The 18,242-nt window shown below is 66.8% G+C and carries 20 protein-coding genes; 14 read left to right on the top strand and 6 right to left on the bottom strand.

Annotated features, from left to right (window positions below):
* The first annotated feature begins 172 nt into the window (after positions 1–172).
* Together AC5Y4F_RS22590 and AC5Y4F_RS22585 are read left to right on the top strand one after the other, a co-directional pair.
* Positions 173–1,036, top strand: a complete 864-nt coding sequence (locus tag AC5Y4F_RS22590; RefSeq protein WP_499998783.1) for a 3-hydroxybutyryl-CoA dehydrogenase — start codon at positions 173–175, stop codon at positions 1,034–1,036.
* 93 nt (positions 1,037–1,129) lie between these two features.
* Entirely contained in the window at positions 1,130–1,990 is an 861-nt protein-coding gene (locus AC5Y4F_RS22585) for a cyclopropane mycolic acid synthase family methyltransferase (RefSeq protein WP_499998781.1), read from the top strand.
* Between the two features lie 60 nt (positions 1,991–2,050).
* Here the strand turns inward: AC5Y4F_RS22585 and pcaA are convergent, their stop codons facing one another.
* Both pcaA and AC5Y4F_RS22575 read right to left on the bottom strand, forming a co-directional pair.
* A complete protein-coding gene (pcaA, locus tag AC5Y4F_RS22580) occupies positions 2,051–2,914 on the bottom strand; it encodes a cyclopropane mycolic acid synthase PcaA (RefSeq protein ID WP_499998779.1) in 864 nt (287 codons plus the stop codon).
* 184 nt (positions 2,915–3,098) lie between these two features.
* Positions 3,099–3,812, bottom strand: a complete 714-nt coding sequence (locus tag AC5Y4F_RS22575; RefSeq protein WP_499998777.1) for a TetR/AcrR family transcriptional regulator — start codon at positions 3,810–3,812, stop codon at positions 3,099–3,101.
* A 291-nt stretch (positions 3,813–4,103) separates the two neighbouring features.
* On the opposite strand from AC5Y4F_RS22575, the gene AC5Y4F_RS22570 reads away from it, so the two are divergent.
* The 6 genes from AC5Y4F_RS22570 to deoC all read left to right on the top strand — a co-directional run bounded on the left by AC5Y4F_RS22570 (position 4,104) and on the right by deoC (position 8,228).
* Positions 4,104–5,330 (top strand): DUF445 domain-containing protein, encoded by a 1,227-nt coding sequence (locus AC5Y4F_RS22570; protein WP_231986377.1) that lies wholly within the window; start codon positions 4,104–4,106, stop codon positions 5,328–5,330.
* Positions 5,331–5,423: 93 nt separating this feature from the next.
* Positions 5,424–5,840 (top strand): helix-turn-helix domain-containing protein, encoded by a 417-nt coding sequence (locus AC5Y4F_RS22565; RefSeq protein ID WP_067934907.1) that lies wholly within the window; start codon positions 5,424–5,426, stop codon positions 5,838–5,840.
* A gap of 280 nt (positions 5,841–6,120) precedes the next feature.
* Complete coding sequence (hbhA, locus tag AC5Y4F_RS22560) at positions 6,121–6,726, top strand: heparin-binding hemagglutinin HbhA (RefSeq protein ID WP_067934912.1); 606 nt, start codon at positions 6,121–6,123, stop codon at positions 6,724–6,726.
* Positions 6,727–6,815: 89 nt separating this feature from the next.
* The gene (locus AC5Y4F_RS22555; RefSeq protein ID WP_067934905.1) at positions 6,816–7,103 is read left to right on the top strand and encodes a DUF2516 family protein; all 288 of its coding nucleotides are present in this window, start codon (positions 6,816–6,818) and stop codon (positions 7,101–7,103) included.
* 4 nt (positions 7,104–7,107) lie between these two features.
* Positions 7,108–7,542 carry a DUF2599 domain-containing protein gene (locus tag AC5Y4F_RS22550; RefSeq protein WP_067934903.1) on the top strand — a complete coding sequence of 145 codons (435 nt, stop codon included), beginning with the start codon at positions 7,108–7,110 and terminating at the stop codon, positions 7,540–7,542.
* Positions 7,542–8,228: a deoxyribose-phosphate aldolase gene (deoC, locus tag AC5Y4F_RS22545; RefSeq protein ID WP_067934902.1), complete on the top strand. Its 687-nt coding sequence runs from the start codon at positions 7,542–7,544 to the stop codon at positions 8,226–8,228. The genes AC5Y4F_RS22550 and deoC overlap by 1 nt, the downstream gene beginning before the upstream one ends.
* Positions 8,229–8,239: 11 nt before the next feature.
* Here deoC and AC5Y4F_RS22540 read toward each other — a convergent pair whose 3' ends face one another.
* From AC5Y4F_RS22540 to AC5Y4F_RS22530, 3 genes are read right to left on the bottom strand one after another with little or no spacing between them, the layout of a single operon-like run.
* Entirely contained in the window at positions 8,240–9,283 is a 1,044-nt protein-coding gene (locus AC5Y4F_RS22540) for an LmeA family phospholipid-binding protein (protein WP_499998773.1), read from the bottom strand.
* Positions 9,280–10,110, bottom strand: coding sequence for a carbon-nitrogen hydrolase family protein (locus AC5Y4F_RS22535; RefSeq protein ID WP_499998771.1), 831 nt, complete (start codon positions 10,108–10,110; stop codon positions 9,280–9,282). The genes AC5Y4F_RS22540 and AC5Y4F_RS22535 overlap by 4 nt, the downstream gene beginning before the upstream one ends.
* Positions 10,111–10,166: 56 nt before the next feature.
* On the bottom strand, positions 10,167–10,691 hold the full coding sequence (locus tag AC5Y4F_RS22530; protein ID WP_499998769.1) for a DUF2505 domain-containing protein: 525 nt from the start codon (positions 10,689–10,691) through the stop codon (positions 10,167–10,169).
* Between the two features lie 26 nt (positions 10,692–10,717).
* Between AC5Y4F_RS22530 and AC5Y4F_RS22525 the strand changes: the two genes are divergently transcribed.
* The gene (locus AC5Y4F_RS22525; RefSeq protein ID WP_499998767.1) at positions 10,718–11,836 is read left to right on the top strand and encodes a UDP-N-acetylmuramate dehydrogenase; all 1,119 of its coding nucleotides are present in this window, start codon (positions 10,718–10,720) and stop codon (positions 11,834–11,836) included.
* A 32-nt stretch (positions 11,837–11,868) separates the two neighbouring features.
* On the top strand, positions 11,869–13,245 hold the full coding sequence (locus AC5Y4F_RS22520; RefSeq protein WP_197520571.1) for a L,D-transpeptidase: 1,377 nt from the start codon (positions 11,869–11,871) through the stop codon (positions 13,243–13,245).
* Here the strand turns inward: AC5Y4F_RS22520 and AC5Y4F_RS22515 are convergent.
* Positions 13,229–13,978 carry an SDR family oxidoreductase gene (locus AC5Y4F_RS22515; protein WP_067934892.1) on the bottom strand — a complete coding sequence of 250 codons (750 nt, stop codon included), beginning with the start codon at positions 13,976–13,978 and terminating at the stop codon, positions 13,229–13,231. The two genes, AC5Y4F_RS22520 and AC5Y4F_RS22515, sit on opposite strands and share 17 nt — an antisense overlap.
* A gap of 235 nt (positions 13,979–14,213) precedes the next feature.
* On the opposite strand from AC5Y4F_RS22515, the gene AC5Y4F_RS22510 reads away from it, so the two are divergent.
* The 4 genes from AC5Y4F_RS22510 to AC5Y4F_RS22495 are packed head-to-tail and all read left to right on the top strand — an operon-like array spanning position 14,214 to position 18,122.
* Positions 14,214–15,491: an ROK family protein gene (locus AC5Y4F_RS22510; RefSeq protein WP_499998801.1), complete on the top strand. Its 1,278-nt coding sequence runs from the start codon at positions 14,214–14,216 to the stop codon at positions 15,489–15,491.
* A gap of 60 nt (positions 15,492–15,551) precedes the next feature.
* The gene (gene mshA, locus AC5Y4F_RS22505; RefSeq protein WP_499998764.1) at positions 15,552–16,826 is read left to right on the top strand and encodes a D-inositol-3-phosphate glycosyltransferase; all 1,275 of its coding nucleotides are present in this window, start codon (positions 15,552–15,554) and stop codon (positions 16,824–16,826) included.
* A complete protein-coding gene (locus AC5Y4F_RS22500; RefSeq protein ID WP_067934889.1) occupies positions 16,823–17,347 on the top strand; it encodes a type III secretion system chaperone family protein in 525 nt (174 codons plus the stop codon). The genes mshA and AC5Y4F_RS22500 overlap by 4 nt, the downstream gene beginning before the upstream one ends.
* 25 nt (positions 17,348–17,372) lie before the next feature.
* Positions 17,373–18,122: a phosphoglyceromutase gene (locus tag AC5Y4F_RS22495; RefSeq protein ID WP_067934887.1), complete on the top strand. Its 750-nt coding sequence runs from the start codon at positions 17,373–17,375 to the stop codon at positions 18,120–18,122.
* Positions 18,123–18,242 lie beyond the last annotated feature (120 nt).

Here is an 18,242-nt window from a genome sequence, read left to right as displayed (position 1 = left end):
TTTGGCCGCGAGGACGAAGTGGAACAGTGGGCTTGAGCCACTGAGACACTGAGGCAGTGAGCCCGCGGCGCAAGCCGCGCCCGGAGAATGAGATGAAGTAGCGTAGGCCCCGCCCAGCTAAATCTGGGCGGGGCCTATTGCGGTGCAAGACGATACAACACCGGAGAGATCAGTGAGTGACGCAACGATTCCGCGGGTAGGAGTTGTCGGGGCCGGACAGATGGGGTCCGGCATTGCCGAGGTCTCGGTGCGCGCCGATGTCGACGTGACCGTGTTCGAAACCACCGAGGCCCTCATCACGGCCGGACGCAACCGCATCGTGAAGTCACTTGAGCGCGGCGTCAGTGCCGGCAAGGTGACCGAGCGGGAACGCGACCGGGCGCTGAGCAAGCTCACCTTCACCACCGACCTGACGGACCTCGCCGACCGCCAACTGGTCATCGAGGCGATCATCGAGGACGACGCCGTCAAGGCGCAGGTCTTCGCCGAACTCGACCGGGTCATCACCGATCCCGACGCGGTTCTGGCGTCCAACACCTCGAGCATCCCGATCATGAAGATCGCCGCCGCCACCAAGAATCCGCAGCGCGTCCTCGGTCTGCACTTCTTCAACCCCGTCCCGGTGCTGCCGTTGGTCGAACTGGTCAGCACCCTGGTCACCGACGACGCCGCCGCCGCGCGCACCGAGGAATTCGCAAGCGCGGTGCTGGGCAAGCAGGTGGTGCGCTGCTCCGACCGGTCCGGCTTTGTGGTGAACGCGCTGCTGGTGCCCTACCTGCTGTCGGCAATCCGCATGGTGGAAGCCGGTTTTGCCACCGTCGAAGACGTCGATAAGGCCGTGGTGGCGGGGCTGTCGCACCCGATGGGCCCGCTGCGGCTGTCCGACCTGGTCGGTCTGGACACCCTGAAGCTGATCGCGGACAAGATGTTCGAGGAGTTCAAGGAACCGCAGTACGGCCCGCCGCCGCTGTTGCTGCGCATGGTGGAGGCCGGCCGGCTTGGAAAGAAGACCGGTCAGGGCTTTTATACTTACTGAGCAACTTCCGAAGACTCACCGGGTCCCGATGACAGCCCACTGACCGATCGGTAATATGCTCGCGTTAACCATGACGAAAGGTATGCAGCGAGCATGACGCGATTGGAGCCCTTTTACGAGGAGTCGCAGTCCATCTACGACGTCTCGGATGAATTTTTCGCGTTATTTCTGGATGCCACGATGGGTTACACGTGTGCCTATTTCGAGCGTGATGACATGACGCTCGAAGAAGCGCAGATTGCGAAGTTCGACCTGGCATTGGGAAAGCTGAACCTCGAGCCCGGGATGACGCTGCTCGACATCGGTTGCGGTTGGGGCGGCGCGCTGAAGCGGGCTGTCGAGAAATATGACGTCAATGTCATCGGAATTACGCTGAGCCGCAACCAGTTCGAGTACAGCAAGAACAAGCTGGCCGGCCTGCCGACCAACCGCAACATCGAGGTGCGCCTGCAGGGCTGGGAAGAGTTCGAAGACAAGGTCGACCGGATTGTCTCCATCGGCGCCTTCGAAGCATTCAAGATGGAACGCTATTCCGCATTTTTTGAACGCGCCTACGACATCCTTCCCGATGATGGCCGGATGCTTTTGCATACGATCTTGATGTATCACTGGCAGGAATATCCCGCACTGGGCGTCACATTGACGATGAGCGATATTCGATTCGCGCGCTTCATCGGCCAGGAGATTTTCCCCGGGGGTCAGTTGCCGGCGCAGAAAGACATTTTCAAATTCGGCGAGGCCGCGGGCTTCTCGATCGAGCGGGTGCAGCTGCTGCAGGAGCATTACGCGCGGACCCTCAACATCTGGGCGGCGAATCTGGAAGCCAACAAGGAGAAGGCGATCGCTCTCCAGTCCCAGGAGATCTACGACAAGTACATGCACTATCTGACCGGGTGCGAGAACTTCTTCCGCAAGGGCATCAGCAATGTGGGGCAATTCACGTTGGTCAAGTAGCTCACAGCATTTCAGCGCACAACGGTGATCCGTTGGGGCTGAGTGCCTATGGTGAGCCGGTCACTTCTCCAACGTGAACTGGTTGACGTCGGTGTAGCCCTCCCGGAACAGCTTCGCGCAGCCGGTGAGGTACTTCATGTAGCGGTCGTAGACCTCCTGAGACTGGATGGCCAACGCCTGCTCGCGATTCGCCTCGAGCGCCTCGGCCCATAGATCCAGTGTCCTGGCGTAGTGCAACTGCAGCGACTGGACCCGGGTCAGGTCGAAGCCCGCCGTGACCCCGTATTCGCCGACGGTCTGCGGGGTCGGCAGCCAGCCGCCGGGAAAGATCTCGGCCAGGATGAATTGCGAGAACTGGACGATCTCGTGGGTCAGTTTCATGCCCCTGGCGCGGGCATCCCTGAACGACGGCCGAACGATGGTGTGCAGCAACATCACTCCGCCTGGCGGCAGCGCTTGGTAGGCCATCTTGAAGAAGCGGCCGTAGCGCTGGCGACCGAAGTGCTCAAACGCGCCGATCGACACGATCCGGTCCACCGGCTCGTGGAACTTTTCCCAGCCCTCCAGCAGCACCCGCCTGCTGCGGGTGGTGTCCATCTGATCGAACGACTTCTGCACGTGCTCGGCCTGGTTCTCCGAGAGCGTCAGGCCGACGACGTTCACGTCGTATTTCTCGACGGCTCGCCGCAGGGTGGCCCCCCAGCCGCAGCCGATGTCCAGCAGAGTCATCCCAGGCTCGAGCTTGAGCTTTCCCAGCGCCAGATCGATCTTCGCGATCTGCGCCTCCTCGAGGGTCATGTCCTCACGCTCGAAGTACGCGCAGCTGTAGGTCTGGGTGGGATCCAGGAACAGTCGGAAGAAGTCGTCGGACAAGTCGTAATGAGCTTGCACATTTCCAAAATGCGGCGTGAGCTGCACAGACATGCCGATACGAGCCTTCCTATATGCGGGGGACCGAGGGCAGGCAGCCAACGATGACCCCCGTTAATCCCCCAATGCTCTCCTGCATGTTAGTACCTGCGGCGGTCCCGGTCGCCGTCCAAGTCGCGTGCCTCGCCTCACACGGAACTGTGGAGTCCCAAAGGCGCAGCGGGTGCGGACGCCGCGGTCAGGATCCGAACTCACTTTCTCGGGGCGGCACGATCGGTGACGGATGGGGTTCCTCGCGGAATTTCTCCAGCGATCCGCCGACCTCGACGATTCCCTTGAGCGCGTTCCAGCTCAGCATGGTCAGGTAGTCGATCAACTCATCGCGACTCATTCGCGGGTACGACATCCACGAGTGGGTGGCCAGCTGCACGCCGCCGACGATCAGATACGCCCACGGCTCCACGCCACCGGTGTCCATCCCGGCGTGTTGCATGCGGCGGCGCATCAGTACGGCGAGCATGCGCGCGATGATGCGCTCCGAATCGGCAATGACCTTGCTCTTGCTGGCCGAGCTGTTGGACATCACGAACCGGTACGGCTCGGGCTCGTTGGCGACGGTCTCGACGTACACGCGGATAACCTCGCGGGTCAGGTCGAAGCCGTCGAGGCCAGACGTCAGCGCCCCCGCCATGTTGGGAATCAGGGTGGTCTGAGTGAACCGCATCATCACGGCGGTGGTCAGGTCGTTCTTGTCGACGAAATACCGGTACAGCACCGTCTTTGAGACCCCGATCTCCGCGGCGATCTCATCCATGCTCAGCGCGCCACCCAGCCGGCGAATCGCGTCGATCGTGCCGTCGACCAACTCGTTACGACGGTCCACTTTGTGTTGGTGCCAGCGCCGCTTGCGCCCATCCATCTTGACGCTCACAGCTGTGATTTGCTCTGCCACAGTCCGCCTATTTCCCATTCCCTGGACGTCCATGATCTTACGGCGTGAGGGGTCGCTTTCTTGGCCTGGCCGGGCGCGGGTGAGACGTCGCAAACAGTGTCGTCACACCAATCGGCGGGAAAGATAGATGATGTAGTGGTGGCACATCGAGCCTCGGTGAGAGGCGAAGCGTCGGGCACGCGGGGGGCGAGGCCCGATTCGACGACGCCGCCGGCCGCGCAGACCCCCCATCGCGCGTCGTTTGCCGAATCCTTCGCCGGCGCGGATCCCGAAGCCGACGCGCAGCGCCGACTGGCGTTGCGCCGGATGAAGATGGTGGCACTGAGCTTTCTGATCGGTGCCACCGTCGTGTTCCTCGCCTGCCGGTGGGCCCAGGCGCATGCCGGCCTGGGGGGCTGGGTCGGATACGTCGGCGCCGCCGCCGAGGCCGGCATGGTGGGCGCGCTGGCGGACTGGTTCGCCGTGACCGCGCTCTTCAGGCACCCGCTGGGCATTCCCATCCCGCACACCGCGATCATCAAACGCAAGAAAGACCAGCTTGGCGAGGGTCTGGGCACGTTCGTCCGGGAAAACTTCTTGTCGCCCGAGGTCGTGGAGACCAAGCTGCGCGACGCCCAGGTATCCGGCAGGCTCGGCAAGTGGCTGTCGGAGGCCGTCCACGCAGAGCGGGTGGCGAGCGAGACCGCCACGGTGCTGCGGGTGCTGGTCGAACTTCTGCGCGACGAAGACGTTCAGCAGGTGATCGACCGGATGATCGTGCGCCGGATCGCCGAACCGCAGTGGGGCCCGCCGGTCGGTCGAGTGCTGGCCACCCTGCTGGCCGAGCACCGGCAGGAGGCGCTGATCCAATTGCTTGCCGACCGGGCCTTTCAGTGGTCGCTGAGGGCCGGCGAGGTCATTCAACGGGTGGTCGAGCGTGACTCGCCGACCTGGTCGCCTCGCTTCGTCGACCACCTGGTCGGCGACCGCATCCACCGCGAACTGATGGACTTCACCGACAAAGTGCGCCGCAATCCGGACCACGAATTGCGCCGGTCGGCCACCCGCTTCCTGTTCGATTTCGCCGAGGACCTGCAGCACGACCCGGACACCATCGCGCGCGCCGACGCGATCAAGGAGCAGCTGATGGCGCGCGACGAGATCGCCAACGCCGCGGCGACGGCGTGGAAGACACTGAAACGGCTGGTGCTCGAGGGAGTGGATGACCCGTCCAGTGCGCTGCGCACCCGCATCGCCGACACCGTGGTCCGCATCGGGGAATCGCTGCGCGACGATGCCGACCTGCGGGATAAGGTCGACAACTGGTTGGTCCGGGCAGCCCAGCACCTGGTCTCGCAGTATGGGGTGGAGATCACAGCGATCATCACCGACACGATCGAGCGTTGGGACGCCGAGGAGGCCAGCCGGCGCATCGAACTGCACGTGGGCCGTGACCTGCAATTTATCCGGATCAACGGGACCGTGGTCGGCTCGCTGGCGGGTTTGGTGATCTATGCGGTCGCGCAGTTGTTGATCTAGCGATTTTCTAGCGGTGCTAACAAGTGCTTGCAATAGCAAGCACTTGTAGTAGTCTGGGCGCGTCAAGATCAGCCGACCGACCCGGAGCACGCCATGACACCCGAGGAGAAGCTCTCCGCCAAGGTGTCCAACGCTGCCTCCGACATGGCCTCTGACATCGGGAGTTTCATCCGTAGCCAGCGCGAACTCGCGCAGGTGTCGGTGCGTCAACTCGCCGAGAAGTCCGGGGTCAGCAATCCATATCTGAGCCAGGTGGAGCGCGGGTTGCGTAAGCCCTCCGCCGACGTCCTGAACCAGATCGCGAAGGCCCTCCGGGTCTCCGCCGAGGTTCTCTATGTGCGCGCCGGGATTCTCGAACCCAGTGACAAAAGTCAGGTGCGGGACGCGATCGTCACTGACACCGCGATCACCGAGCGGCAAAAGCAAATCCTGCTCGATATCTACTCATCGTTCACCCAACAAAACGAATCGATCCAAGAGGAGTGTTCGACCGAATCTGACAGCGAATGATCGGTCCACTTGACCGGCGCTGTAAACCCATCTGAACTGGGGGTTTGCGCCGGAGAGCGGGCTAATTAGATCGCGGTCGCGAATTGGTGATGTATAGACGACCGGCCGTCGGGGTTACCCGAAAGGGGGGACTTATCGGTTCCAGCCGAATTGCTGGACGACCCGCCCCGGCACTGGCGGTCCCAGTTGCGAAGGAGACGTTTGCACCTAACTTCTCGACCAGACAGCTAAAAACACCGAATAACGTCGATACCGAAGACACATCATGAAAGGAAAGACCATGGCGGAAAACACCAACATCGAGGACCTGCGGGCCCCGCTGCTCGCAGCGTTGGGCGCGGCCGACCTGGCCCTGGCCACCGTCAACGACCTGATCGCCGGCCTGCGTGAGCGCGCCGAAGAGACCCGCGTCGAGACCCGCACCCGGGTCGAAGAGCGTCGCGCCCGCTTGACCAAACTCCAGGAGGACCTGCCCGATCAGTTCACCGAGCTGCGCGACAAGTTCACCACCGAGGAGCTGCGCAGGGCGGCCGAGGGCTACCTGGAGGCCGCGACCACCCGCTACAACGAGCTCGTGGAGCGCGGCGAGGCGGCCCTGCAGCGGCTGCGTAACCAGACTGCGTTCGAGGACGCCTCCGCGCGCGCCGAGGGCTACGTCGACCAGGCCGTCGAGCTGACTCAGGAAGCTCTCGGCACCGTCGCCTCGCAGACCCGCGCGGTCGGCGAGCGCGCCGCCAAGCTGGTTGGCATCGAGCTGCCCGGCAAGACCGAAGCGACCACCAAGAAGGCCCAGAAGGCCGTCGCCAAGAAGGCTCCGGCCAAGAAGGCTCCGGCCAAGAAGGCTCCGGCCAAGAAGGCTCCGGCCAAGAAGGTCACCCAGAAGTAGGGCACGCCACTCGCACGACGTTCGGCTCCGAGTCGCCTTCGGGTGACTCGGAGTCGACGTTTTGGCGGGTGCCCGCATACCCTTAAGGCGTGAACCACCTCGTGGGAACCGTCATGTTGATCCTGCAGATCGCCGTTTTAGTGACGGCGATCTATGCTTTCGTGCACGCCGCGCTGCAACGACCCGACGCCTATACCGCCGCCGAGAAGCTGACCAAACCGGTGTGGTTGCTGATCCTGGGCGGGGCCGTCGCGCTGTGTTCCATCTTGAGTTTCGTTTTCGGCGTGCTAGGTATGGCGATCGCGGCCTGTGCGGCCGGTGTGTATCTGGTCGATGTTCGGCCCAAACTGCTTGAGATTCAAGGTAAGTCGCGCTAGCGGAATGAGGGTGGTGCTGGCGGCGCCGGTCGCGGTGCTCGTCGCCTTGTCCTGTTCGACACCGCACGCCGTTGCCGCGCCCGACCCGGGCAGCGGCGCGGCGGATCCGCCCGCCCCGCCCTACATCGACCACACCCAGTGGGCGCAGTGGCAGGGCCGACCTAGCCTGCGGGTGTTCCCGTCGCCGGCCGGCCGAACCGCCTCGCGCCTTCCCGCGACCGCGGCGCCGGCCGACGAGGCCTGGGCCGAGGTGATCGCCTTGTCTCCGGACGCCGACACCGCCGGCATGCGCGCGCAGTTCCTGTGTCACTGGCAGTTCGCCGAACTCGCCCAGCCTGGCAAGGTCAGCTGGAACCTGGAGCCGTGGCGACCGGTCGTCGACGACACTGAGATGGTCGGCGCCGGCTGCAATCCCGGCGGTCCGGAAGAATCCTTCTGATGGCAACCCACCCGAGTCGCGCGCAGCTGGCGGCGTTGGTCGACCACACCCTGCTCAAACCCGAGGCGACCGACGCCGACGTCGCGGCCCTCGTCGCCGAGGCGGCCGAGCTGGGCGTCTACGCGGTGTGTGTCTCGCCCTTGATGGTTCCCGTCGCGGTGCGAGCCGGCACCGGCGTGCGGGTGGCCAGCGTGGCGGGGTTTCCGTCCGGCAAGCACCTGCCGGCGGTGAAGGCGCATGAAGCGGCCCTGGCCGTCGCGTCCGGTGCCTGCGAGGTCGACATGGTCATCGATGTCGGCGCGGCGCTGGCCGGCGACATCGACGCGGTGCGTTCCGATATCCATGCCGTGCGCAGCGCCATCGGCGGCACCGTGCTCAAGGTGATCGTGGAGTCGGCGGCGCTACTGGCGCTTGCGGGCGAGGCCACCGTGTTGCAGGTATGCCGCGCCGCCGAAGACGCCGGCGCCGACTTCGTAAAGACGTCAACCGGATTTCATCCGGCCGGCGGTGCGTGCGCACGCGCGGTTGCCCTGATGGCCGAGTCGGTCGGTGACCGCCTCGGGGTGAAGGCTAGCGGCGGCATCCGCACGGCCCCGGACGCGCTCGCGATGCTCGATGCCGGCGCCACCCGCCTGGGGCTCTCGGGCACCCGGGCAGTGCTCGACGGCCTCGACAGGCTCAGCTAGGTCGCTCGCCGTCAGAGGTTGGCGAAGCAGGGGTCGTTGTCGTTGCCGTTCGGAATGCTGGCGTTCTTCGTCGAGAAATGGCTCGTCACGCCCGTGTCGGTGACGTGCACGCTGTCGGCGTGGATACCCAACGGGTAGTTCTTGGTCTGGTTGGAGGTGAACTCGTCCAGCGTCGACTGCACGGATTCCCTGGGCATGGTGAAACCGAGCGCGTTGAAACTGACGATCTGCAGCTGCAACCCGTTGCCCGACACGACCGGCTTGGCCGTGATGTTGTCCAACATGCCCTTCAACTCGATGGTCCCGTCGGCGGGATGCGTGGTGACGGTGTTGGTGACGAACGGACCCAGGACCGGGACGGCGTCCTGCACCGACTGCTTGATGCCGTCGCTGGTCCAGGTAATGGTGGCGTCCAGCGAACCGATGGTGCCCTTCGAGTTGCCGCTGTCCTGGAGCCGGACGTCGTTGACGTTGACCGACAGCTTCATGCCCTTGGCGTCGCGGAGGTTGTTGCCGGCGGTCTCCACCGAGATGTTGGTGTAGTGCTTCGTCGCGACTTGCCACAGCATCAGGGGCGTCACCCCGAAGGACGCGGTGGCCTGGTCTTTGACCTCGCACGCCACCGCCTGGGCGATCTTGTTGTTCGCGACGTGGCGCACGTACAGCTCGGCCCCGATGAGCGCGGCGATGATCAGCGCGATCACGATGACGAAGATCAGCAGGATCGAGACCGGGTCACGGCCGAAGCGGCGCTTCTTCTTCCCGGACGCCGCGTCCTCGCCGGGGGGAGTGGTCAGGCGCTCCGTCGGACCGGCGGGCGGGGTGGGTGGCGGCGGGTAGCCGGGCTGCTGCATGTTCGGCTGCGGCGTCCCGAATCGCTCGGTCCGCCCCGGCGGGGGACCGTGTGCGGGCGGCGGCGGGGGTACGTGACCCGGCCCGCCGGTGCTCAGCCGCTCGGTCGGCCGCTCCGTGGGCGGTTGGCCGAAGGGTCCCTGGTTGGAGGGACGGGCCCACTTCGACGGGTCCTGGTTCGGGGGTCCTTGTGGGTTCGTCACCCGACTGATTCTGCCCTATCAACCTGAGTAAAGTCCGAGTAGTTGCGCAGGACCGCGATACTCCTGCGGGCCTCGGCCACCCTGTCGACGTCGATATCGGCAACCAGTAGCTGCGGAAGGGACCCGGCCGACGCGACGACTTCGCCCAGCGGCGAGACGATGAGGCTGCCCCCGACGCCGGTCGGTGCGCCCGACCCGGACGGGTCAGCGTCACCGGGATCCGCCTGACCCACGGCCGCGACGTAGCTCATCGAATCGAGTGCGCGAGCGCGAGCCAGCAGCGTCCACTGGTCGAGTTTGCCGGGACCCGCGCCCCAGGACGCGCAGACCGCGATCACCTCGGCGCCGCGGCGGGCCAACTCGGTGTAGAGCGCGGGGAAACGAATGTCATAGCAAACGGTCAGTCCCACCCGGACGCCGTCGACGGTGATCACCACCGGATCGTGTCCCGGCGCGACCGTGCGCGATTCGGTGAATCCGAACGCATCGTAGAGGTGGATCTTGTCATAGTGGGCGTCCGACTTCGAACCGCGCGGACCGGCCGCGATCAATGTGTTCCTCACCCGCCCGTCGCCCGACGGGGTGAACATCCCTGCGACGACGGTGATGCCGGAATCGGCGGCGATGCGGCGCACCCCGTCGGCCCATGGCCCGTCGACCGGCTCGGCGACCGGGCCCAGCGGCACGCCGAACCGGCACATGGTCGCCTCCGGGAACACCACCAGCTTCGCGCCCGCGTCGGCGGCCTGGCGGCTGTAATCGGCCACCAGCTGCAAATTTGCCCGGGGGTCGGTGCCGCTGAGGATCTGCGCCAAGGCGATTCGCATGAGCGCCAGCTTAGGCCCGGTGACCATGCGCGCCGCCGCGGCGACGGTCGAAATCCTCAGTCCGTTTTGGCGATCCACTCGGTGGTGAAGCGTTGTTCGGCGGCGACCAGTTCGGCCAGCCGGCTTCCGATGAAGTTCTCCAGCTTGCCCCCGATGATCGGCACGCGCACCTGAACCGTGGCGCGGAACGTCAGCCGGCTGCCGCCGGTCTCTTCGATGGGCTCCAGGACGGCGGTGCCGGCCAGGTTCACCGGCGCATCGACGATGGATCCCACGACTGAGCCCGTCGCGGCGCCGCCGGTGACCGGCCCCCACGCCTCATGGCGGCGGATCCGCAGGTCACCGCTGTGCAGCTGCGTAACCATCCCGGGTAGTTTGGCGCTGCGGATCACCTGCAGCGTGACGACCTCGACGGTGTCCTCGTCACCGGACCCACCGCCGACCCGCATCGACTCCAGCGTGGTGACATCGGCGCCGGACGCCGTCAGCCTGGCCCGCCAGTAATTCACGTCGGTGAAGGCCCGATGTACCTCGTCAACGCTGCCGTCGTAGTCGGCCGACAAGTCGAAGGAACGCGGCATAGCAGGTCAGGCTACCGTTACGGGCCATGAAATCCAGCGGAGCCGATTCGGAGTTCGCCGGTGCCGCGGTGGTCGACGCGGCGCCACTGGCGCCGCTGACAACGCTGCGCGTCGGACCGACCGCGCGCCGCCTGATCACCTGCACCACCACCGAACAGGTGATCGCCACATTGCGGGCCCTGGACGCCGAAACGCTTGGCGGGCAACGTGACTCGGTGCTGGTCTTCGCCGGCGGCTCCAACCTGGTGATCTCCGACGCCCTGACCGACCTGACCGCGGTGCGGCTGGCCAATGGCGGCATCACCGTCGAGGGCAACATGGTCCGCGCCGAAGCGGGCGCGGTATGGGACGACGTCGTCGTGACCGCCATCGGGCACGGCCTCGGCGGCCTGGAGTGCCTGTCCGGCATCCCCGGGTCGGCCGGGGCCACCCCGGTGCAGAACGTCGGAGCGTACGGCGCCGAAGTCTCCGACACCATCACCCAAGTCCGGGTGCTCGATCGCGGCAGCGGCAAGGTGCGCTGGGTGCCGGCCGGCGAGCTGGGTTTCGGCTACCGCACCAGCGCCTTCAAACGCGGCGGCGACGACGGACTCGAAACCCCTTCTGTCGTATTGGAAGTGGAGTTTGCGCTGGACGCATCCGGGCGCAGCGCCCCGTTACGCTACGGCGAGCTGGCCGCCGCATTGAACGTTGCCGGCGGCGAGCGTGCCGACCCCCAAACCGTTCGCGACGCCGTGCTCGCCCTGCGGGCGCGTAAGGGCATGGTGCTCGACGCCGCCGACCACGACACCTGGAGCGTGGGCTCGTTCTTCACCAACCCGGTGGTCCCCGCGGACGTCTACGCACGGCTGGCCGCAACCGCCGACGGGCCGGTCCCGAACTACCCGGCGCCCGGCGGGATCAAGCTCGCCGCCGGCTGGTTGGTGGAGCGGGCGGGCTTCGGCAAGGGGTATCCGCAGCCGGGCGCGGGGGGCCTCGAGGCGCCCTGCCGGTTGTCCACCAAGCACTCCCTGGCACTGACGAATCGCGGCGGCGCGGGTTCCGACGACGTGATCAGGCTGGCGCGCACCGTCCGCGACGGCGTCCGCGCTGTGTTTGGCATCACACTGGTCCCCGAACCCGTACTGCTCGGCTGCAGGTTGTAGCCGCAGAATTCGCCGGCGCGCGCCCGGCCCCGATTTGTGGTGGCCGGACGGCCCGTTTTTCCCCGGTATCTTTGACTTTCGTGACCCCGTCCAGCGCCCCGCGGCCGTTCAACCGGCGTGCGGCATTGGCGACCCTGGGATTGGGTGTGCTGGCCCCCAACGTGTTGGCCGCGTGCGGGGGCACGACCGCGAACCAGGCCGAGAAGAAACAACAGCCGGCGCCGCAGCTCAAATACCAGCCCGCCAATGCGACCGAGAATGTGGTGCCGATCGCCCCGGTCAGCGTTGAGGTCAATGACGGCTGGTTCCAGCACGTCACCCTGTCGAACTCGGCGGGCAAGGCCGTCGCGGGCGCCTTCAATCAAGACCGCACCGTCTACACGACCACCGAGCCGCTGGGCTATGACCAGACCTATACGTGGAGCGGCGCGGCCGTCGGGCACGACGGCAAGGCGGTCCCGGTGGCGGGCAAGTTCACCACGGTGTCGCCCAGCAAGAAGATCAGCGGGGCATTCCAGCTCGCCGACGGCCAGACCGTCGGGGTCGCGGCGCCGATAATCATCCAGTTCGACGCGCCGATCACCGACAAGGCCGCCGTCGAAAGGGCGCTGTCCGTCACGACCAACCCGCCGGTCGAGGGCAGCTGGGCCTGGTTGCCCGACGAGGCGGCCGGTGCCCGGGCGCACTGGCGCACCCGCGAGTACTACCCGGCGGGCACCACGGTGAACGTCGAGGCCAAGCTCTACGGCCTGCCGTTCGGCGACAGCGCCTACGGTGCCGAGGACATCTCCCTGAACATCCAGATCGGCCGCCGGCAGGTGGTCAAGGCAGAGGTCTCCTCGCACCGCATCCAGGTGATCCGCGACGAGGGCGTCATCATGGACTTCCCGTGCAGCTACGGCGAGGCCGACAAGGCGCGCAACGTCACCCGCAACGGCATCCACGTGGTCAGCGAGAAATACGCCGACTTCTACATGTCCAACCCGGCCGCCGGCTACAGCCACGTGCACGAACGCTGGGCGGTCCGCATCTCCAACAATGGCGAGTTCATCCACGCCAACCCGGCGAGCGCCGGCGCCCAGGGAAACACCAATGTCACCAACGGCTGCATCAACTTGTCGACGGGCGACGCCGAGCAGTACTTCCAGTCGGCGATGTACGGGGACCCGGTCGAGGTGACCGGCAGCTCGATCCAGCTGTCCTACTCCGACGGCGACATCTGGGACTGGGCCGTGGACTGGGACACCTGGGTGGCCATGTCCGCGCTGCCGCCGGCGACCGCGCACCCGCCGTCCACACAGATTCCGGTCACCGCGCCGGTCACGCCGTCCAACGCGCCGACCCTGTCGGGCACCCCGACCACGTCGACGACACCCGCCAGCACCGGCCCGGCTACCCCAGGCGGTTGAACCGGGAGGTAGTGGCCTGGTCGCGCGGCTTCATCACGATCAAGTCCAGATTCACGTGCGGCGGGCGCGACGCGACGAACCCGATCACCTCGGCCACGTCGTCGGCCACCAGCGGCGTGATGCCCGTGTAGACGGCGTCCGCGCGGTCTTGGTCGCCGTCGAAGCGGACCAACGAGAATTCCGTCTCGACCGCCCCCGGGGCGATCTCGGTGAGCCGCACCGGCTTGCCCAGTAGTTCGCCGCGCAGCGTGCGATGCAGCGCTCCCTGGGCGTGTTTGGCCGCCGTGTATCCGGCGCCGCCGTCGTAAACCTCAAGTGCCGCAACCGAAGTGACGGTGACGATCAGCCCGTCGCCGGAGTCGATCAGCTTGGGCAACAACGCTCGGGTGACCCGCAGCGTGCCGATCACGTTGGTCTCCCACATCCACTGCCAGTGTGCGAGGTCGGCATCTTCGACCGGCGCCAGCCCCCGGGCACCGCCGGCGTTGTTGACCAACACGTCGACACGATCCAATTTGCTCGCCAATGTTTCCACCGCCGCCTGATCTGTGACATCGGCCACAATGGCGGTACCGCCGATTTCACTGGCCAGGGCCTCAATCCGGTTCGCCCGGCGCGCCACCGCGACGACGTGAAAGCCCTGCGCAGCGAGGTTGCGGGCGGTTGCTGCGCCGATTCCCGAGCTGGCACCGGTGATGACCGCGACACGTGTATTCCTGCCAGTTTTAACCATCGAAACAACCTTAATGAACGTGCTAGATTTTGCGTGTGCTTCTCAGCGCCCTGTCCAACACCACGACCACCGCGTGTCTTTGCGCGGCGGGTGCGTGTTGTTGCTGCGCACTTTGCCGCTCCTGACCCAAGCCAGGTGTGGCCAAGACGGCCAGCAAAATTCGGACAAAAGGACGCTCGTGCGCACCAATACCCTCACCCATACCCATCATTCGCCCGGCCGTGCCGTTGGGCACCTGCCTGGCCAAAAGGGACACCGCTCGGTGCGCCGCCAGATCGTGCCGCCGGCGCTGAACATCCCCGACTCGGCGACGGCCTCGGTGTTCCGGGCCGTCCGGCTGCGTGGCCCCGTCGGCCGTGACGTCATCGCAGGCGTCACCTCGCTGAGCATCGCCACCGTCAACCGCCAGGTCATCGCACTGCTGGAGGCAGGCCTGCTGCGCGAGCGCGCCGACCTGGCCGTCTCCGGCGCGATCGGCCGCCCGCGCGTGCCGGTCGAGGTCAACCACGAGCCGTTCGTGACGCTCGGCATCCACATCGGTGCACGAACCACCAGCATCGTGGCCACCGACCTGTTCGGCCGCACCCTCGACACCGTCGAGACCCCGACGCCGCGCAGCCCGGCCGGACCCGCCCTGGCGACGCTCGCCGACAGCGCCCGCCGCTACCTGCGGCGCTGGCATCGCCGGCGCCCCTTGTGGGTGGGGGTCGCCATCGGTGGCACCGTCGACGGCGCCACCGGCCAGGTGGATCACCCGCGCCTGGGCTGGCGGCAGGCGCCGGTCGGACAGGTGCTGGCCGACGCGTTGGGCCTGCCGGTCTCGGTGGCCTCGCACGTCGATGCCATGGCCGGCGCCGAGCTGCTGCTGGGCATGCGGAGATTCATGCCCAGCTCGCCGACCAGCTTGTACGTCTACGCCCGCGAGACGGTGGGCTATGCGCTGGTGATCGGTGGTCGGGTACACGTCCCGGCCAGCGGGCCGGGCACCATCGCAACCCTGCCGGCCCACTCGGAGCTGCTCGGCGGTACCGGCCAACTGGAGTCCACCGTCAGCGACGAGGCCGTCGTCGCCGTCGCACGTCAGCTGCGCATCCTGCCCTTCGCCCCGGCGAATCGCGCCAACGGATCCGCCGCCGGCATCTCCGATCTGTTGCGCGTGGCGCGAGCCGGCAACGAGCAGGCCAAGGAGCTGCTCGCCGAGCGGGGCCGCGTGCTCGGTGAGGCGGTGGCATTGCTGCGCGACATGCTCAACCCCGACGAGCTGGTGGTCGGCGGCCAGGCCTTCACCGAGTACCCGGAGGCGATGGAGCAGGTCGAGGCGGCGTTCGTTGAACGCTCCGTGCTGGGGCCGCGCGACATCCGCCTCACCGCCTTCGGCAACCGGGTGCAGGAGGCCGGCGCGGGAACCGTCTCGCTGTCGGGGCTGTATGCCGATCCCCTGGGCGCGATGCGCCGCGCGGGGGCGCTGGACACCCGGGCGCACGACGTCACCCGCGACGAGTCATCCGCCTGACACGGCACCGTGTCCAGCGCGCTTGGGCTGGCCGGTGAACCATCCTGTAAAGATGACAGGGTGCGCCACGATGACGTCTTCCGGCTGAATGAACCGCGCCGGGTCGCAGTGCTGGCGGTTCACACCTCACCACTGGCCCAGCCCGGCACCGGTGACGCGGGCGGCATGAACGTCTACGTGCTGCAGACCGCGCTGCACCTGGCGCTGCGGGGCATCGAGGTGGAGATCTTCACGCGCGCGACCGCTTCCACCGACCCGCCGGTAGCGCGGGTGGCGCCCGGGGTGCTGGTCCGCAATGTCGTGGCGGGCCCGTTCGAGGGCCTCAACAAATACGACCTGCCCACCCAGCTGTGCGCGTTCGCGGCCGCGGTGCTGCGGGCCGAGGCTTCGCACGAGCCCGGCTATTACGACATCGTGCACTCGCACTACTGGCTGTCCGGGCAGGTCGGCTGGCTGGCGCGCGATCGCTGGGCCGTGCCGCTGGTGCACACCGCGCACACGCTCGCCGCGGTCAAGAACGCGGCGCTGGCAAAGGGGGATTCTCCCGAACCGCCGCTGCGTACGGTGGGCGAGCAGCAGGTCGTCGACGAGGCGGACCGGTTGATCGTCAACACCGACGACGAAGCCAAGCAACTGATCTCGATCCACCACGCCGACCCGGCGAGAATCGACGTCGTCCATCCCGGGGTGGATCTCGACGTGTTCCGTCCCGGCGACCGCAGGGCGGCCCGCGCCGCGCTGGGGCTTCCGCTCGATGAGGACATCGTCGCGTTCGTCGGCCGCATCCAGCCACTGAAGGCGCCCGACATCGTGTTGCGCGCCGCCGCGAAGCTGCCCGGCGTGCGCATCGTCGTGGCCGGCGGCCCCTCGGGTAGCGGCCTGGCGTCCCCGGACGGATTGGCCCGGCTGGCCGACGCACTCGGTATCACCGGGCGCGTGACGTTCCTGCCCCCGCAGTCGCGCCCCAATCTGGCCACCCTGTTCCAGGCGGCCGATCTGGTTGCGGTGCCCAGCTATTCGGAGTCGTTCGGTCTGGTCGCCCTCGAGGCGCAGGCGTGTGGGACGCCCGTGGCCGCGGCCGCGGTCGGTGGGCTGCCGGTGGCCGTGCGGGACGGGGTGACCGGCACGCTGGTGGCCGGGCACGATGTCGAGCAGTGGGCCGATGCCCTGGGTCGGCTGCTGCGATTGTCCGCGCCGCAAGCCGACGCGATGGGCCGCGCGGCCACCGCGCATGCCGCCACGTTCTCCTGGGACCACACCACCGACGCGCTGTTGGCCAGCTATCGGCGCGCGATTCGCGAATACACCGCCGAGCGCCGGGGCGTGGGCGCGTGACCTCCACCGTCGAGCGGGTGATCGAGGATGCCCTGCAGGCCAGTGGCCTGAACTACTCGAAACATGGTGGCGCCCACGGTGGTTTGTCGGGGGTGGTGGTCGAGCTTCCCGGCGAGCGCAAGCTCAAGACCAACACCATCCTGAGCGTCGGCGAGCACTCTGTGCGGGTCGAGGCGTTCGTGTGCCGCAAGCCCGACGAGAACCACGAAGGCGTCTACCGCTTCCTGCTCAAGCGCAACCGGCGCCTGTACGGCGTGGCCTACACGCTGGACAAGGTCGGCGACATCTATCTGGTGGGCCGGATGTCGCTGGCCTCGGTGGACGCCGACGAGCTCGACCGAGTGCTCGGGCAAGTGCTCGAAGCGGTGGATTCGGACTTCAATACGTTGCTGGAATTGGGTTTTCGTTCGTCCATCCAGAAGGAGTGGGACTGGCGGGTGTCGCGCGGCGAGTCGCTGAAGAACCTCGAGGCCTTCGCGCACCTGATCGACGACGACGATGACGACACTGACGACCGCTGAATGAGTGCGTGAGAGACTAACCGGCATGGGTGAAACCGCCACGCTGGTACTGCTTCGCCACGGCGAAAGCGAATGGAACTCGCGCAACCTCTTCACCGGTTGGGTCGACGTCGGCCTCACCGAAAAGGGCCGTGCCGAGGCCGTGCGCAGCGGTGAGCTGCTGATCGAAAACGACTTGTTGCCTGACATCCTGTACACCTCGCTGCTGCGCCGCGCCATCTCCACCGCGCACCTGGCGCTGGACGCCGCCGACCGGCTGTGGATTCCGGTGCGGCGCAGCTGGCGGCTCAACGAACGCCATTACGGGGCGCTGCAGGGGCTGGACAAGGCCGAGACCAAGGCCCGCTACGGCGACGAACAGTTCATGGCCTGGCGGCGCAGCTATGACACACCGCCCCCACCCATCGAGAAGGGCAGTACCTACAGCCAGGACACCGATCCCCGGTACGCCGACATCGGCGGAGGCCCGCTCACCGAGTGCCTGGCCGACGTGGTCGTGCGCTTCCTGCCGTATTTCACCGACGTCATCATCCCGGCCCTGCGCAGCGGCAAGACGGTGCTGATCGTGGCGCATGGGAACTCGCTGCGGGCCCTGGTCAAGCACCTCGATCAGGTGTCCGACGACGAGATCGCCGAGTTGAACATCCCGACCGGCATCCCGCTGCGCTACGACCTGGACGCTCACCTGCGCCCGGTGGTGCCCGGCGGCACCTATCTCGACCCGGAGGCGGCCGCCGCCGGCGCCGCTGCGGTTGCCAGCCAGGGGCGCGGCTGACGCCGGCGTGCCCGTGTCGTTTCGCGAGATAACGGCCGTTCAGCCAAACATCGCGTGAACGGGAGCCGAACACCTGTTGCGCAAGGTGTGACTTGTCCGATTTTGGCCTCGTTGCGCTAG

It is taken from the genome of Mycobacterium sp. NGS56 (assembly GCF_059812425.1).
This window is presented reverse-complemented; position numbering and strand designations above follow the sequence as displayed.

Excerpts from the sequence above, each read along its gene's own strand:
- pcaA (WP_499998779.1), bottom strand. The coding sequence starts at position 2,914 with ATGTCTGTGCAGCTCACGCCGCATTTTGGAAATGTGCAAGCTCATTAC.
- deoC (WP_067934902.1), top strand. The coding sequence starts at position 7,542 with ATGGCAACCCACCCGAGTCGCGCGCAGCTGGCGGCGTTGGTCGACCAC.
- AC5Y4F_RS22515 (WP_067934892.1), bottom strand. The coding sequence starts at position 13,978 with ATGGTTAAAACTGGCAGGAATACACGTGTCGCGGTCATCACCGGTGCC.
- AC5Y4F_RS22530 (WP_499998769.1), bottom strand. The coding sequence starts at position 10,691 with ATGCCGCGTTCCTTCGACTTGTCGGCCGACTACGACGGCAGCGTTGAC.
- AC5Y4F_RS22535 (WP_499998771.1), bottom strand. The coding sequence starts at position 10,110 with ATGCGAATCGCCTTGGCGCAGATCCTCAGCGGCACCGACCCCCGGGCA.
- AC5Y4F_RS22565 (WP_067934907.1), top strand. The coding sequence starts at position 5,424 with ATGACACCCGAGGAGAAGCTCTCCGCCAAGGTGTCCAACGCTGCCTCC.
- AC5Y4F_RS22585 (WP_499998781.1), top strand. The coding sequence starts at position 1,130 with ATGACGCGATTGGAGCCCTTTTACGAGGAGTCGCAGTCCATCTACGAC.
- hbhA (WP_067934912.1), top strand. The coding sequence starts at position 6,121 with ATGGCGGAAAACACCAACATCGAGGACCTGCGGGCCCCGCTGCTCGCA.
- AC5Y4F_RS22525 (WP_499998767.1), top strand. The coding sequence starts at position 10,718 with ATGAAATCCAGCGGAGCCGATTCGGAGTTCGCCGGTGCCGCGGTGGTC.
- AC5Y4F_RS22550 (WP_067934903.1), top strand. The coding sequence starts at position 7,108 with ATGAGGGTGGTGCTGGCGGCGCCGGTCGCGGTGCTCGTCGCCTTGTCC.
- AC5Y4F_RS22495 (WP_067934887.1), top strand. The coding sequence starts at position 17,373 with ATGGGTGAAACCGCCACGCTGGTACTGCTTCGCCACGGCGAAAGCGAA.